The sequence below is a fragment of the Geodermatophilaceae bacterium NBWT11 genome, from assembly GCA_014218215.1.
Taxonomy (GTDB): domain Bacteria; phylum Actinomycetota; class Actinomycetes; order Mycobacteriales; family Geodermatophilaceae; genus Klenkia.
Genome location: CP043652.1, coordinates 980,195 through 993,890, shown reverse-complemented (window position 1 = coordinate 993,890; position 13,696 = coordinate 980,195). Strand labels below are relative to the sequence as shown.

At 74.8% G+C, this 13,696-nt stretch carries 13 protein-coding genes; 9 read left to right on the top strand and 4 right to left on the bottom strand.

Features of this window, described 5'->3' with window-relative positions; genetic code table 11:
• The first annotated feature begins 61 nt into the window (after positions 1-61).
• From F1C76_04685 to raiA, 4 genes are all read left to right on the top strand, one after another.
• A complete protein-coding gene (locus F1C76_04685; protein ID QNG39015.1) occupies positions 62-1,561 on the top strand; it encodes a HAMP domain-containing histidine kinase in 1,500 nt (499 codons plus the stop codon).
• Positions 1,558-3,261 (top strand): hypothetical protein, encoded by a 1,704-nt coding sequence (locus F1C76_04680; protein ID QNG35975.1) that lies wholly within the window; start codon positions 1,558-1,560, stop codon positions 3,259-3,261. The genes F1C76_04685 and F1C76_04680 overlap by 4 nt, the downstream gene beginning before the upstream one ends.
• Before the next feature lie 95 nt (positions 3,262-3,356).
• Positions 3,357-4,130 carry a ComF family protein gene (locus F1C76_04675; GenBank protein ID QNG35974.1) on the top strand — a complete coding sequence of 258 codons (774 nt, stop codon included), beginning with the start codon at positions 3,357-3,359 and terminating at the stop codon, positions 4,128-4,130.
• 78 nt (positions 4,131-4,208) lie between these two features.
• Positions 4,209-4,880 (top strand): ribosome-associated translation inhibitor RaiA, encoded by a 672-nt coding sequence (raiA, locus tag F1C76_04670; GenBank protein QNG35973.1) that lies wholly within the window; start codon positions 4,209-4,211, stop codon positions 4,878-4,880.
• Positions 4,881-4,959: 79 nt separating this feature from the next.
• Here raiA and F1C76_04665 read toward each other — a convergent pair whose 3' ends face one another.
• Positions 4,960-5,352 carry a TIGR03618 family F420-dependent PPOX class oxidoreductase gene (locus F1C76_04665; protein ID QNG35972.1) on the bottom strand — a complete coding sequence of 131 codons (393 nt, stop codon included), beginning with the start codon at positions 5,350-5,352 and terminating at the stop codon, positions 4,960-4,962.
• 86 nt (positions 5,353-5,438) lie between these two features.
• Here F1C76_04665 and F1C76_04660 point away from each other — a divergent pair, with 86 nt between their 5' ends.
• Positions 5,439-6,140, top strand: coding sequence for an SDR family NAD(P)-dependent oxidoreductase (locus F1C76_04660; GenBank protein ID QNG35971.1), 702 nt, complete (start codon positions 5,439-5,441; stop codon positions 6,138-6,140).
• 37 nt (positions 6,141-6,177) lie between these two features.
• Entirely contained in the window at positions 6,178-9,168 is a 2,991-nt protein-coding gene (gene secA, locus F1C76_04655) for a preprotein translocase subunit SecA (protein ID QNG35970.1), read from the top strand.
• A 67-nt stretch (positions 9,169-9,235) separates the two neighbouring features.
• Here the strand turns inward: secA and F1C76_04650 are convergent, their stop codons facing one another.
• The gene (locus F1C76_04650) at positions 9,236-9,772 is read right to left on the bottom strand and encodes a hypothetical protein (protein ID QNG39014.1); all 537 of its coding nucleotides are present in this window, start codon (positions 9,770-9,772) and stop codon (positions 9,236-9,238) included.
• A 93-nt stretch (positions 9,773-9,865) separates the two neighbouring features.
• Positions 9,866-10,534: a hypothetical protein gene (locus tag F1C76_04645; GenBank protein QNG35969.1), complete on the bottom strand. Its 669-nt coding sequence runs from the start codon at positions 10,532-10,534 to the stop codon at positions 9,866-9,868.
• Between the two features lie 90 nt (positions 10,535-10,624).
• Between F1C76_04645 and F1C76_04640 the strand changes: the two genes are divergently transcribed.
• The gene (locus F1C76_04640) at positions 10,625-11,194 is read left to right on the top strand and encodes a hypothetical protein (GenBank protein ID QNG35968.1); all 570 of its coding nucleotides are present in this window, start codon (positions 10,625-10,627) and stop codon (positions 11,192-11,194) included.
• Positions 11,195-11,206: 12 nt separating this feature from the next.
• Here the strand turns inward: F1C76_04640 and F1C76_04635 are convergent, their stop codons facing one another.
• A complete protein-coding gene (locus F1C76_04635; protein QNG35967.1) occupies positions 11,207-11,446 on the bottom strand; it encodes a helix-turn-helix domain-containing protein in 240 nt (79 codons plus the stop codon).
• A 172-nt stretch (positions 11,447-11,618) separates the two neighbouring features.
• On the opposite strand from F1C76_04635, the gene F1C76_04630 reads away from it, so the two are divergent.
• Both F1C76_04630 and F1C76_04625 read left to right on the top strand, forming a co-directional pair.
• Positions 11,619-12,362, top strand: a complete 744-nt coding sequence (locus F1C76_04630; GenBank protein QNG35966.1) for a flagellar biosynthesis protein FlgA — start codon at positions 11,619-11,621, stop codon at positions 12,360-12,362.
• Positions 12,362-13,642, top strand: a complete 1,281-nt coding sequence (locus F1C76_04625) for a chromosome partitioning protein (protein ID QNG35965.1) — start codon at positions 12,362-12,364, stop codon at positions 13,640-13,642. The genes F1C76_04630 and F1C76_04625 overlap by 1 nt, the downstream gene beginning before the upstream one ends.
• Positions 13,643-13,696: the final 54 nt, after the last annotated feature.

Below are 13,696 nucleotides of genomic sequence, written 5' to 3'. Positions count from 1 at the left end.
GGCCCGGGCCCTGTGGCGCGCCTGGCGGTCGCAGCTGCAGTTCCGGATCGGGGCGATCACCATGCTGGTCGCCGGCATCGTCGTCGTCATCGTGAGCTTCGTGCTGTTCCGGCAGATCAGCGACCAGCTGCTGCAGGTCAAGCGGAACGCCGCCATCGACCAGATGCAGGCCGGGGTGTCCTACGCCCAGTCGCAGGTCTCCGGGATCGTCACCGGCGACGGTGCGAGTGTCCGGTCCACCCTGGACCGCACCGTGCGGGAGCTGCAGAGCCGCAACGGCGAGGCCGGCAACTTCGACGTCGTCATGGTCTACCGGACCGGCGACACCGCCCGCCCCGCGGCCAGCCGGCAGTTCCTCTACCCCGCGCTGCCCCCGGCCCTGGTCAGCGCCGTGGACGCCGGGTCGCAGAACTACCAGTACGCCGAGATGCCCGACGCCGGTCAGCAACCGGCACCGACGCTGCTGGTCGGCGCCCCGGTGCCCATCGACGGCCAGGGCGGGGAGCAGGTCGACCTCTACTACGCCTTCCCGCTGGACCAGGAGCAGGAGTCCCTGTCCCTCATCCGCAGCACGGTGGTGATCAGCGGGATCGCGCTGACCCTCTTCGTCGTCGGCATCGGGGTGCTGGTCACCCGCCTGGTGGTCGACCCGGTGCGCCGTGCCGCGCGGGGGGCGCAGAAGCTCGCCGAGGGGCAGCTGGAGGAACGGCTGGCGGTCAGCGGGGAGGACGACCTGGCCCGGTTGGCCAGCAGCTTCAACGCCATGGCCGACAGCCTGCAGAAGCAGATCACCCAGCTCGAGGGCCTGTCCCAGCTGCAGCAGCGGTTCACCTCCGACGTCTCGCACGAGCTGCGCACCCCGCTGACCACCGTGCAGATGGCCGCCGAGGTGCTCTACGAGTCGCGCACCGACTTCGACCCGGCCGTCGCCCGCTCCGCCGAGCTGCTCTACGCCGAGGTCAACCGGTTCGAGCTCCTGCTGTCGGACCTGCTGGAGATGGGCCGCTACGACGCCGGGGTCGCGGTGCTCGAGCCCGAACCCACCGACCTCGCCCCGCTGCTGCACCGGGTCGTCTCCGGGATGGAGACCCTCGCGGAGCGGCACGGCTGCCGGCTCGACGTCCGCACCCCCGACCGCGCCGTGATCGCCGACGTCGACGCCCGCCGGGTGCAGCGGGTGCTGCGCAACCTGGTCGGCAACGCCATCGAGCACGGGGCCGGACGGCCGGTGGAGCTCACGCTGGCCGCGAACCGCACAGCCGCGGCCATCACCGTGCGCGACCACGGCGTGGGGCTGTCCTCCGAGGACGCCCAGCACGTGTTCGACCGGTTCTGGCGGGCCGACCCGGCCCGGGTGCGCACCGTCGGCGGCTCGGGCCTGGGTCTGTCGATCAGCCTGGAGGACGCCCGGCTGCACGGTGGCTGGCTGCAGGTCTGGGGCCAGCCCGACCAGGGTGCCCAGTTCCGGTTGACCCTCCCGCTGTCCCCGGACACAGAGCTCACCGGTTCGCCCCTCCCGCTGCGCCCGGCCGTCGTCCGTCGTCCGGGGGTGGCCCGGTGAGGGCCCGGGCCGGCTGCGTCGCCGTGCTGCTCGCACTGCTGACCGGCTGCACCACGGTGCCGACCAGCTCCCCGACCGTGCAGATCACCCAGGTCGCCGACCCGCCGTCCGACGTCGGGATCGAGGCGCTGCCCCCCGAGGCCGGCGCCAGCCCCGAGGAGGTCGTCCGCGGCTTCGTCGAGGCGATGGCCAGCACCACCCGCAACCACCCGGTGGCCCGCCAGTACCTGACCACCGAGGCGGCCGACACGTGGTCGGACACCGGCAGCGTCACGGTGATCAGCAGCGACTACGCCCCGGTCGCCACCGACGGGAGCACGGTGGAGATCACCGCCCAGCTGGTCGGCACCGTCGACGGACAGGGCGTCTTCACCGTCGGCGCCGAGCAGGTCTTCACCCGCACCTCGACGCTGGTGCAGGAGGACGGCGAGTGGCGGATCGCCGACCCGGTCGACGGGCTGGTGCTCCTGGAACCGGACTTCTCGCGCACCTACGACCAGGTCTCCGCCTACTTCCTCGACCCGACCGGCACCCGGGTCGTGCCCGACCCCCGGTTCTTCGTCGGCGGGGGCAACCAGCCGACGTCGCTGGTGGACCGGCTCATCGCCGGCCCCTCCACCGCCATCGCGGCCGGGGTGGCCAACCCGCTGCTGGGCTACGAGCTGCGCAGCAACGTCGTGGTCGAGCGGCAGGTCGCCACCGTCGACCTCACCCGCACCGAGCCCGGTGGGGACGACGACGCCAGCGCCCTGTCCGCCCAGCTCGTGTGGTCCCTGGACCCGCTGGTGCGCGCGGTGCGGATCCGCATCGACGGCGAGCCGGTGGACGTCCCGGGGGTGCCCGACGAGCAGTCCGTCGACGACTGGGCCGGGCTGGACCCGGACTCGGTGCCGGTCTCCTCGGTCGGCCACTACCTCTCGTCCGGTGCGCTCCGGGTGGCCACGGACGGCTCCGCGGCCCCGGGACCGGCCGGCACCGGGGTGTACGGCCTCACCTCGGCCGCGATCACCGCCGACGGGCGCAGCGATGCGCTCGGCCAGCTGGCGGCGGTCTCCGGGAACGGGGGACAGGCCACCCTGCTGTACGGGCCGTACGGCGGGGACCTGGCGCCGCTGCTGAGCGCCACCACCCTCACCCCGCCGACCTCGGCGGCCACCCGGCCCGAGGTCTGGACCGTGCGGGACGGCGTCGAGGTCATCCGGGTCCCTGCCTCCGGCGCCCCGCAGACCGTCGCCGCCACCACCCTCGCCGGCCAGGGGCCGACCACGCAGTTCCGGCTCAGCCCCGACGGGGTCCGGGCCGCGGTCGTGGTCAGCGGCGCCGACGGCGGCGAGCTCCTGGTGGGCACCGTGGTGCGCAGCGACGACCAGGTCGCCCTGCGGGACCTGCGCTCGGTGGCCCCCGCGCTGTCTCAGGTGGTCGACGTGGCCTGGCGCAACGCCGGCAGCCTGGTCGTGCTCGCCGGGGACGCCGCCGAGGACAGCACCGTGCCCTACTCCGTCAGCGTGGACGGCTGGGGGCTGTCGACGGTCACCTTGTCCGGGCTGCCGAGCCAGCCCACCTCGGTGGCCGCCGCGCCCAGTCGGGCCCCGCTGGTCTCGGCCGGCGGGACGCTCTGGCAGCTGGTGGGCGGCACGTGGTCGACGCTGGTCCGGGGGGCCGGCCCGCTCCCCGGGGAGGCGCCCCTCTACCCGCTCTGAGGACGGCGCGGGCGCCGTCCTCCACACCGGTGGGGTCTGTCCACAGCTCGTCGGCGGGGCGTCCGCGGGGGACGACGGCCCACCAGGGTGGGGCCGTGGACGGACGCCGGGTGCTGCGCAGCGTGGTCGAGGACCTCCTCGCACCGCTCGCCGACCTCGTGCTGCCGCGGGTGTGTGCCGGGTGCGGGGGCCCGGGGGAGGTGGTCTGCCCGCGCTGCGCCCGGTGGCTGACCCACCCGCACCTGGCCCGGCCGCGGCGGCATCCCGAGGGTTTCCCGCCCACGGTCGCCGCCGGGCCCTACGCCGGACCGGTCAAGCCGGTGGTGCTGGCGTTCAAGGAGCACGGCCGGGCCGAGCTCGCCGGCCCGCTCGGCGCGGCCCTGGCCCTCGCCGTGGTCGGGGTCTGCCAGGCGGCACGGGACGGCCCCGGGCCCCTCCTGCTCGTGCCGGTGCCCAGCAGCCGGGCCGCGCTGCGCGAGCGCGGCCGGGACCACGTGGGGGAGCTGACCTCCGCCGCCGTGCGCGAGCTGCGGGGCTCCGGGCTGGACGCACGACGTGCCCGACTGCTCGCCCGACGAGGGCGCGTGGCGGACTCCGCCGGGCTCACCGCGGCCGACCGCCGGGCCAACCTGGCCGGCACCTTCGTGCCCCGGCGGGCCCCGGGGGTGCCACCGGACGCACTGGTCGTCCTCGTCGACGACGTGGTGACCAGCGGGGCGACGCTGTGCGAGGCGGCGGCCGCGCTGCCGGTCGCGCCGGCGACCGGCACGGTGCTGGCGGCCGTGGTCGCGGCGACCCCGGCCGGTGCTCGACCCCCGGTGACCGCTGGGCCAGGAGTGATCACGGTGCGTCACGGGCGGTGGGGGTGAGACGCCGTCGTTCACGTTGTGGTGCTGCCCCGCGCGGGGCTAGCGTCGGATCGATCACACCCGAGTTCGGGAGGTCACATGGAGATCGTCGTCCGAGGTCGCAACGTCGAGGTGCCCGAGCACTTCCGACAGCACGTCGAGGACAAGGTCGGCCAGCTGGAGCGCTTCGACGCCAAGATCGAGCGCTTCGACGTGGAACTGCTCCACGAGAAGAACCCACGCCAGTCCGCCAACTGCCAGCGCGTGGAGATCACCCTGCGGGGCAAGGGCCCGGTCGTCCGGGCCGAGGCCTGTGCGGCGGACTTCCAGTCCGCCCTGGACGCCGCGGTCACCAAGCTGGAGAACCGGCTGCGCCGTGCTGCCGACCGGCGACGGGTGCACCACGGCCGCCGCACCCCGGCCAGCGTCCGCCTGGACGGCGCGGCGTTCGCCGACGCCACCCCCGCGGTCGACCGTGAGCCGGCCCCCGTCGGGGCCGACCCGCTCGAGCCCGAGGAACACCTCCCCGGCCGCGTCGTCCGGGAGAAGCAGCACCCCGCGACCCCGATGACGGTGGACCAGGCCCTGCACGAGATGGAGCTCGTCGGGCACGACTTCTTCCTCTTCGCCTGCGCGGAGACCGGCATCCCGACGGTCGTCTACCGCCGGCACGCCTACGACTACGGCCTCATCCGGCTCGCCGGTGACTCCGCCGGTGGCGACGCCGATGCGATTGCGGCCGACGTCGCGCGGGAGACCGCCGGCGTCTAGGGAGCGACACCCGCGCGCCCGCCACGAGTCCCCGGCCCCGTCCCGGGGCTCGTGGCGGGCGTGCGCGTCCCGAGGGGTCCTACTGGTTGCCCAGGACCCGGTCGACGGCGATCTCCAGGACGACCCGGGCCGGGTTCTCCCGCGGCTGGCGGTAGCGCGCGGTGTACCGCGTCACCGCGTCGGCCACCGACGCCGCGTCGTCCCGCAGGGTGGCCACGCCTTCCAGCGTGGTCCAGCGCCGCCCGTCCACCTGGCAGACCGCCACCCGTGCCGTCCCGGCGCCGTCCCGCACGTGCCGGGCCTTCACCGAGCCGCCCGAGGTGATCACCCGGGCGGTGCGGGTCTCGAGGTCGAACGTCACCCCGACCGGGACCACGTGCGGGGTCCCGTCGGCCCGCAGCGTCGTCAGGGTCGCCAGGTGCCGCTCGGTGAAGAAGGTGCGCAGGTCGTCGGAGAGCTCGTCACGGGCCACCGGCGCAGGGTACGGCGAGGCCCATGGTGTGCCGTACGCCTGCGGAAGCGCGGTTGGCGCACGCGTGGCGGGGGCAGGACCGACCCGTGGAACTCCAGGGAGCGCGCGTGTTGGTGGCCGGGGCGACGGGCGTGCTGGGCGGTGCCCTTGCCCGGGGTCTGGCCGGCGCCGGCGCCCGGCTGGCGGTGACCGGCCGCGACCCCGGCCGTGTGCAGGCACTGGCCACCGACCTCGGCGGGGTGCCCTCCTGGACCGTGGACGCCGTCGACGTCGACGCCGTGCGGGCCACCGTGGCCGCTGCCGCCGACGCCCTGGGCGGGCTGGACGCGGTCGTCGTCGCGACCGGGGTGGTCGCGTTCGGGCCGGCGGCCGACGCCGACGACGCCGTCACCGAGGAGCTGTTCGCGGTGAACACGCTGGCCCCGATGAGCCTGGTCCGGGCCGCGCTGCCCCGGTTGACCGACGGGGGAGCGGTCGTCCTGCTCTCCGCGATCGTGGCCGACGCGCCGACGCTGCAGATGGCCGAGTACTCCGCCTCCAAGGCCGCGCTGTCGGCGTGGGCGTCGGTGCTGCGGCGGGAGGTGCGAGCCCGGTCGCTGACCGTCCTGGACGTCAAGCCCCCGCACGTGGACACCGGCCTGGTCGACCGCGCGCTGGCCGGCTCGCCGCCGAAGCTGCCCGCCGGGTTCGACCAGCAGGCCGTGGTGGACACGGTGCTCGAGGGGATGCGGCAGGGCAGTCGCGAGGTCGTGCTGGACCCGAAGGAGAAGCGGCTCGTCCTGCGCTGAGCCGGGACGGTGGCAGGGCCGCACTACATTGGGCTCCGTGGTGTTCTCGAAGATCCTGCGCGCTGGTGAAGGCAAGCTCGTCCGGCGGTTGTCCAAGATCGCCGACGCGGTCGAGTCCCTCGAGGACGACGTCGTCGACCTCACCGACGCCGAGCTGCGGGGCAAGACCGACGAGTTCAAGGAGCGCTACGCCGACGGCGAGTCGCTGGACTCGATGCTCCCCGAGGCGTTCGCCGTCGTCCGCGAGGGCGCCGGGCGCACGCTGGGCCAGCGGCACTACCGCGTCCAGCTCATGGGCGGTGCCGCCCTGCACCTGGGCAACATCGCGGAGATGCGCACCGGTGAGGGCAAGACCCTCACCGGTGTCCTTCCGGCCTACCTGAACGCCCTGACCGGCGACGGCGTGCACGTGGTCACCACCAACGACTACCTGGCCCGGCGCGACGCGGAGTGGATGGGCCGGGTGCACCGCTTCCTCGGCCTCTCGGTCGGCACGATCCTCTCCGGGGAGAAGCCGGCCCAGCGGCGTGAGCAGTACGCCCACGACATCACCCACGGCACGAACAACGAGTTCGGCTTCGACTACCTGCGCGACAACATGGCCTGGACCAAGGGCGACCTGGTCCAGCGCGGCCACCACTTCGCGATCGTCGACGAGGTCGACTCGATCCTCATCGACGAGGCCCGCACGCCGCTGATCATCAGCGGCCCGGCCGAGCAGTCCGCCAAGTGGTACGGCGAGTTCGCCCGCATGGTCCCGCTGATGAAGAAGGACCGGCACTACGAGGTCGAGGAGTCCAAGCGGACCGTCGCCGTCACCGAGGAGGGCGTCGAGTTCGTCGAGGACCAGCTCGGCATCGACAACCTCTACGAGGCCGTCAACACCCCGCTCATCGGCTACCTCAACAACGCGTTGAAGGCCAAGGAGCTCTTCCACAAGGACCACGAGTACATCGTCACCAACGGCGAGGTGCTCATCGTCGACGAGTTCACCGGCCGTGTGCTCGCCGGGCGTCGCTACAACGAGGGCATGCACCAGGCCATCGAGGCCAAGGAGAAGGTGGCGATCAAGGACGAGAACCAGACCCTCGCCACGATCACGCTGCAGAACTACTTCCGGCTCTACGAGAAGCTCTCCGGGATGACCGGCACGGCCCAGACCGAGGCCGCCGAGCTCAACCAGACCTACGGCGTCGGCGTCGTGCCCATCCCGACGAACCGCCCGATGGTCCGCGAGGACCGCTCCGACGTCATCTACAAGACCGAGAAGGCCAAGTTCGACGCCGTGGTGGACGACATCGCCGAGCGCGTGGAGGCCGGCCAGCCCGTGCTGGTGGGCACCGCGAGCGTGGAGAAGTCCGAGATGGTCTCCAAGGTGCTCCTCAAGCGGGGCATCCCGCACGAGGTGCTCAACGCCAAGAACCACGCCCGGGAGGCCTCGATCGTCGCCCAGGCGGGGCGGCTGGCCTCGGTCACCGTCGCCACCAACATGGCCGGCCGTGGCACCGACATCCAGCTCGGCGGCAACGCCGAGGTGATCGCCGACGACGCCCTCCGCGCCCGCGGCCTGCACCCCACGGACACCCCGGAGGAGTACGAGGCCGCCTGGGACGACGCGCTCGCCGAGGCCAAGGCCCAGGTCGCCAAGGAGCACGAGGACGTCGTCGACGCCGGCGGTCTGTACGTGCTGGGCACCGAGCGGCACGAGAGCCGGCGCATCGACAACCAGCTGCGCGGCCGCTCGGGTCGCCAGGGCGACCCGGGGGAGTCGCGGTTCTACCTGTCCCTGGGCGACGACCTGATGCGCCGGTTCAACGGCCCGATGCTCGAGTCGATGATGAACACCCTGCGGGTCCCCGAGGACCAGCCGATCGAGTCCAAGATGGTCAGCCGGGCGATCCGGTCGGCCCAGACCCAGGTCGAGCAGCAGAACTACGAGACCCGCAAGGATGTCCTCAAGTACGACGAGGTCCTCAACCGCCAGCGCACCGTCATCTACGACGAGCGGCGCAAGGTGCTCGACGGCGAGGACCTGCACGAGCAGATCGAGTCCATGCTCGACGACGTCGTGAGCGCCTACGTCGACGGCGCCACCGAGGCTGGGTACGCCGAGGACTGGGACCTCGACCAGCTGTGGACCGGCCTCAAGGCGCTGTACCCGGTGGGCCTGGACCAGCAGGACCTGCTCGACGAGCACGCCGACGGTGACCAGTCCGCGCTCACCGCGGACGTGCTCAAGCGCGAGCTGCTCGCCGACGTGCAGGCCCAGTACGAGGAGCGCGAGGCGACGCTGGGAGCCGAGGTGACCCGCGAGCTCGAGCGCCGCGTGCTGCTCAGCGTCCTGGACCGCAAGTGGCGCGAGCACCTCTACGAGATGGACTACCTGCGTGCGGGCATCCACCTGCGGGCGATGGCCAACCGCGACCCGGTCGTGGAGTACCAGCGCGAGGGCTACGACATGTTCAACGCGATGCTCGACGGGATCAAGGAGGAGTCCGTCGGCTTCCTGTTCAACCTCGAGGTCAAGACCAAGGAGCAGCAGGAGGCGGAGGCCAAGGCCAAGCAGGACACCGCCGAGGCCGAGGCGCTCGCCCGGGCCCAGGCCGGCAACGAGCGGGTCCTCGCCCGTCAGGCGGCTGCGGCCGCCGCCGCGCCGGCTGCGACCCCCGCAGCGGCTGCGGTGACCGACGGTGCCGCCCCCACGCCGACGGCCCGGCGCACCCCGAAGGCCCAGGCCCAGGCCCAGGCCCAGGCCCAGGCCCCGGCCCCGGCTCCTGCCGCCGAGCCCGCGCCGGTGGAGACCGGCACCGGCCCGGCGTTGTCGGTCAAGGGCCTCGAGGAGCCCCGGGCCGACGAGCGGCTCAGCTACTCCGCGCCGAGCCTGGACAGCTCCACCACCGAGTCCGGGCGGGCCAAGGCCGCGAAGTCCGCGACGGTCACCGGGACGAAGACCCCGGCCCGCAATGCTCCGTGCCCCTGCGGGTCGGGCAAGAAGTACAAGCAGTGCCACGGAGTGGCCGCCACCTGATGGAGCGGCCCCCTCGCAGGGGCCCGGGCCGCGCGGAGCGTGGGCCGGGGGGCGAGGGGGTCCTTCGTCAGCCGACCTGCAGGGCGGTGCACCGCCAGGCGCCGTCGATGCCCTCGAGCCGGGCGGCCACGGCGTGGGCGCGTCCGTTGCGGCGGGCCACCGCACTGACCTCCGCCACCCCGTCCACCGGCTCGGACACGCGCACCGAGGTGACCAGCAGCGGCCCGGTCCCCTCGGCGCACCAGCGGGGGCGCCGCCCCCGGCTGACGGCGGTGAACACCGGCAGGGTGAACGAGGACCGCAGCTGGGTGAACGGCCGCCGGCCGGTGAAGGCCTCCAGGGTCAGGGTCACCAGTCGGCGTCCGGCGGTCGTGGGGTCGGGCAGGTCCAGGCGACGCGTGGGACTGGGGCCGAAGTCGCCGTCCTCGTCGACCACGTCCACCCGGGGGCGGGGGCCCGGGGTCCACACCGGGCGGGGTGGGCGGACGCCGAGCTGCACCAGCGACGTGACCGGGTGCGGGTCGACCGTCGGGCCGGGTGTGCGCACCAGGCGCAGGTGCACCCCGTGCGGGCGCGGGCGGCCGAACACGTCCCGGCCGGTCAGCCCGGGATCGGTCACCCCGGGGTCGGACAGCGCGGGGTCGGGTGCGGTCGTGGGTGCGACGGTCATCGTCGGTCCTCTCGGGTGGGCAACGGGTCAGGGGGCGGGCGGTGCGGTGAGCACCTGACCCGGGAGCAGCACGTCGGGATCGGGGCCGATCACGTCGGCGTTGGCCTGGTGCCACGCCGCCACCGCCGCGGCCACGGAGCCGGTCGTCGGTGGGGTGCCTCCGGACCGGGCGGTCAGCCAGGCCTCCGCCACGTCCCAGAGGCAGTCGCCCCGCAGCACCACGTGGTCCTCCGCCGACGGGGCGGTGGGCCAGTCGGGCACGGGGGCGGGTGGATCGGCCGTCGGCCAGTCGGGGACGGCGTCGGCGGTGGCCGTCACGACCGGGGTCGCCGATGCCGCTCCCGCCGGTAGGAGCACGGCACCGGTCGCCAGCGAGAGGCCGACGGCGACGGCCGCCGCCCGCCGGGCACCGGCGGGGAGCAGCACCAGCAGTGCGACGGCGGCCACCCGGCCGGCGACCCCGGGCACCGCGGTGAGACCGGTGAGCACCAGGCCGAGCAGACCCCAGGCCCAGCACGCCGCGGCGAGCACCCAGGCGAGGACGACGACGAGGACGTCGGACCCCCGGGTGTCGACCAGCTGCTGGGGACCGGCCAGCACGGCGTCCACCAGCGCCCGGTCGGGGGCCAGCAGGGCGAGCAGCACCGCCGTGCCGGCCATGGCCAGCGTCGTCGTCGCCCAGCGTCGCACCGTCACGTCGTCCTCCTCGGTCGTCGACACTGAACACGCTCAAAGACAGCAAACGCAACCAAATGCACGGATCTGTGGACAGCTACCCTCGCCGGTGTGCGGTGGGAGCAGCTGTTCGCGGACCTGCAGGCGCAGTTCGACGCCGCGGAGTCCGCCGCGGAGCGGGCCGAGGGCGCCTCACGCTCCCGGGCCGCGGTGGGGCGGCTCCGGTGGCTCGACCGGCTCGGTGGCGCCCGCGGGCACGAGGTCGGACTGACCTGTACCGGCGCCGGGGAGGTGTCGGGTCGGGTGGCCGATCTCGGACCCGACTGGGTGCTGCTGGTCGACGAGCGCAGCCGCGAGCACCTGGTGGCGACCGCCGGCGTCTGCGCCCTGGTCGGGCTGGGAGCGGCGACCGCCGCCCCGGCGGACGACGGTCTCGTGGCCCGGGCCTGGGACCTGCGCCGGGCGGTGCGCGCACTGGCCCGGGACCGGGCGCCGCTGCAGTGCGTGCTGGTCGACGGCAGCGTGCTCACCGGGACCGTCGACCGGGTCGGCGCGGACTACTTCGAGCTCGCCGAGCACCCCGCCGACGAGCCGCGACGTCGGGCCGCCGTCCGTCAGGTACGGACGGTCGTGCTCACCGCTCTGGCCGTCGTGTCACCGGCGGTGTCGTCCCGGGGCTGAGCGCCCCGGCCGTCACGAGGTGCGGGCGTCCTCGGCGTCCGCCGACACCGGGGGAGGGGTGCTCCCGCGGGCCTCGGCGTACTTCTGGGCGATGAACCGCTCGAGCTCCTCGTTCTCCACCCGCCACTGGCCCCGGCCGCCGATCTGGATGGCGATGAGGTCCTTGCGGCGGACCAACGCGTAGGCCTGCGACCACGACACGTTGAGGATCTCCGCGACGTCGTCGAGGGTCAGGAAGCGCTGGGTGGCCACGGTGTCGGTCGTCTCCCTCGTGAGGTGGCCCCAGTCTGGCACCCCGGGCGGTGACCCCGTCGGGGCAGTCCACACCCGCAGCTGTGGACAACCAGAGCACTCGTCCGGTCTCCTACGTCATCATCTGCGTCCGACCGGGCCCAGTGGGGCGCGTGGGACGACGGGGAGTGGCATGGCCACGGGGACAGGCACGAGCAGGGACGCCGTGTCCGCGGCCGCGCCACCGGACGGGCCCACCCCACGCCGGGTGCGGCCACCCCGCTGGCTGGACCTGCGGCTGGTCCTGGGCGTGCTGCTCGTGCTGGGTTCCGTCGTGGTCGGTGCCCGGGTGGTCACCGCCGCCGACGCCACGGTGCCGGTCTGGGCAGCCTCGGGTGACCTGGCGGCGGGGACCGTCCTGACCGAGGAGGACCTGGTGGCCACCTCCGTCCGGCTCGACGACGCTGCCGCGGCCTACCTCTCGACCACGACGCGCCCCGCCGGTCAGGTGCTCGGCCGGGCGGTCTCGGCGGGGGAGCTGCTCCCGCGGGCCGCCCTGGAACCCGGCTCGGACCTGGTGCAGCTCGCCCTCCCCGTCCAGGCCGGCTACGTGCCGCCCAGCCTGGCCCGCGGGCAGCTGGTCGACGTCTACGCCGTCGCCGACCCCGCTGCCGGGGCGGGCGTCGTCACCGGCGACGTCGACCTCGTGGTCGGTGGCGCGCCCGTGCAGGCGGTGTCCGGTCGGGGGGAGGGCGTGCTGTCCACCGCCACCACGACGGTCCAGGTGGTCGTCGCGGTCCGGGCCGACGACGCCCAGGACGTGTTGTCCGCGATCGGCGGCCGGGCGTTGGTCGTCGTGGTCCGCGAGTCCGCCGAGGGCCCGGTGACCGCGACCCCGGGGTCGACGGCCCCGACCACGGCCGGGCCGACCGGCTGATGGCGCTGCAGGTCTTCACCGCGGTCACCGGCGCGGCCTGGGAGTCCGAGCTGGTCGGTGAGCTCGACCGGGCCGACCACGGCGTCACGGTCGTCCGGCGGTGCGTCGACATCGGTGACCTGCTCGCGGCCGCCGCGACCGGGACCGGGCAGGCCGCGCTGCTGTCGGCCGAGCTCCGTCGCCTCGACGGCGACGCGGTGGCCCGGCTGCTCGCCGCCGGGGTCGCGGTGGTCGGGCTGGTCGAACCCGGCGACCGCACCGGGGCCGACCGGCTCCGCCAGCTCGGCGTCTCCCGGGTGCTCCCCGCCGACGCCGACGCCGCCCAGATCGCCCGCGCCCTGCGCGAGGCGGTCAGCGGGGTGCCTGCCACCGGCCACGACGTCGGCGACCCGCGCGCCGCGCTGCCCGTCCTGGGCCTGCCCGAGGACCCTGCGGACCGGCCCACCGGGCGCGGGCGGGTCGTCGCGGTGTGGGGGCCGACCGGGGCACCGGGCCGGACGACGGTCGCGGTGAGCGTCGCCGACGAGGCCGCCCGGCTCGGGGTGTCCACCCTGCTGGTGGACGCCGACGTCTACGGCGGGGTGGTCGCGCAGGTGCTCGGGCTGCTCGACGAGTCCCCCGGCATCGCCGCGGCGGCCCGGCTGGCATCGGCCGGCACCCTCGACGTCCCCGGGCTGGCCCGGACGGCGTGGGCGGTGGCGCCGCAGCTGCGGGTGCTGACGGGGTTGTCCCGGGCCGACCGCTGGCCCGAGGTCCGGCCGCAGTCGGTGGAGACGCTCCTCGAGCAGGCCCGGCGGCTGTCGGCGCTGACCGTCGTCGACTGCGCGTTCTGCGTGGAGGAGGACGAGGAGCTGTCCTTCGACACGGCCGCCCCGCGCCGCAACGGCGCGACGGTGGCGGTCCTGGAGCGGGCCGACACCGTGCTGTGCGTGAGCGGTGCCGACCCGGTCGCGCTGCAGCGCACCGTCCGCGCCCTGGGGCAGCTGCGCGAGGTGCTGCCCGACGTCACCCCGGTGGTCGTCGTCAACCAGGTCCGCCGGGGGCCGGTGCCCGGAGACCCCGAGCAGGAGATCGCCACCGCGCTCAGCCGGTTCGCCGGCATCCGCGTGGGGGCCTTCCTGCCCGCCGACAGGCGGGCGGCCGACGCGGCCCTCGCCGCCGGCCGCACCCTCGCCGAGGTCGCCGAGCGCTCCCCGCTGCGGGTGGCCCTCCGCACCCTTGCCGCCGAGCTGGCCGAGGTGCCCGCGCCGACCCGTCGGGGACTGCGGCGACGTCGCTGAACCCGGTGGTCCCCGGTCGGGTGTCCCCCTCGCGCCCGCGCCCGTAGCGTGGGC

Bases quoted from the DNA above. Each gene is read 5' to 3' on its own strand.
- F1C76_04685 (QNG39015.1), top strand. From the start codon at position 62: ATGCTGGTCGCCGGCATCGTCGTCGTCATCGTGAGCTTCGTGCTGTTC.
- raiA (QNG35973.1), top strand. From the start codon at position 4,209: ATGGAGATCGTCGTCCGAGGTCGCAACGTCGAGGTGCCCGAGCACTTC.
- F1C76_04630 (QNG35966.1), top strand. From the start codon at position 11,619: ATGGCCACGGGGACAGGCACGAGCAGGGACGCCGTGTCCGCGGCCGCG.
- F1C76_04625 (QNG35965.1), top strand. From the start codon at position 12,362: ATGGCGCTGCAGGTCTTCACCGCGGTCACCGGCGCGGCCTGGGAGTCC.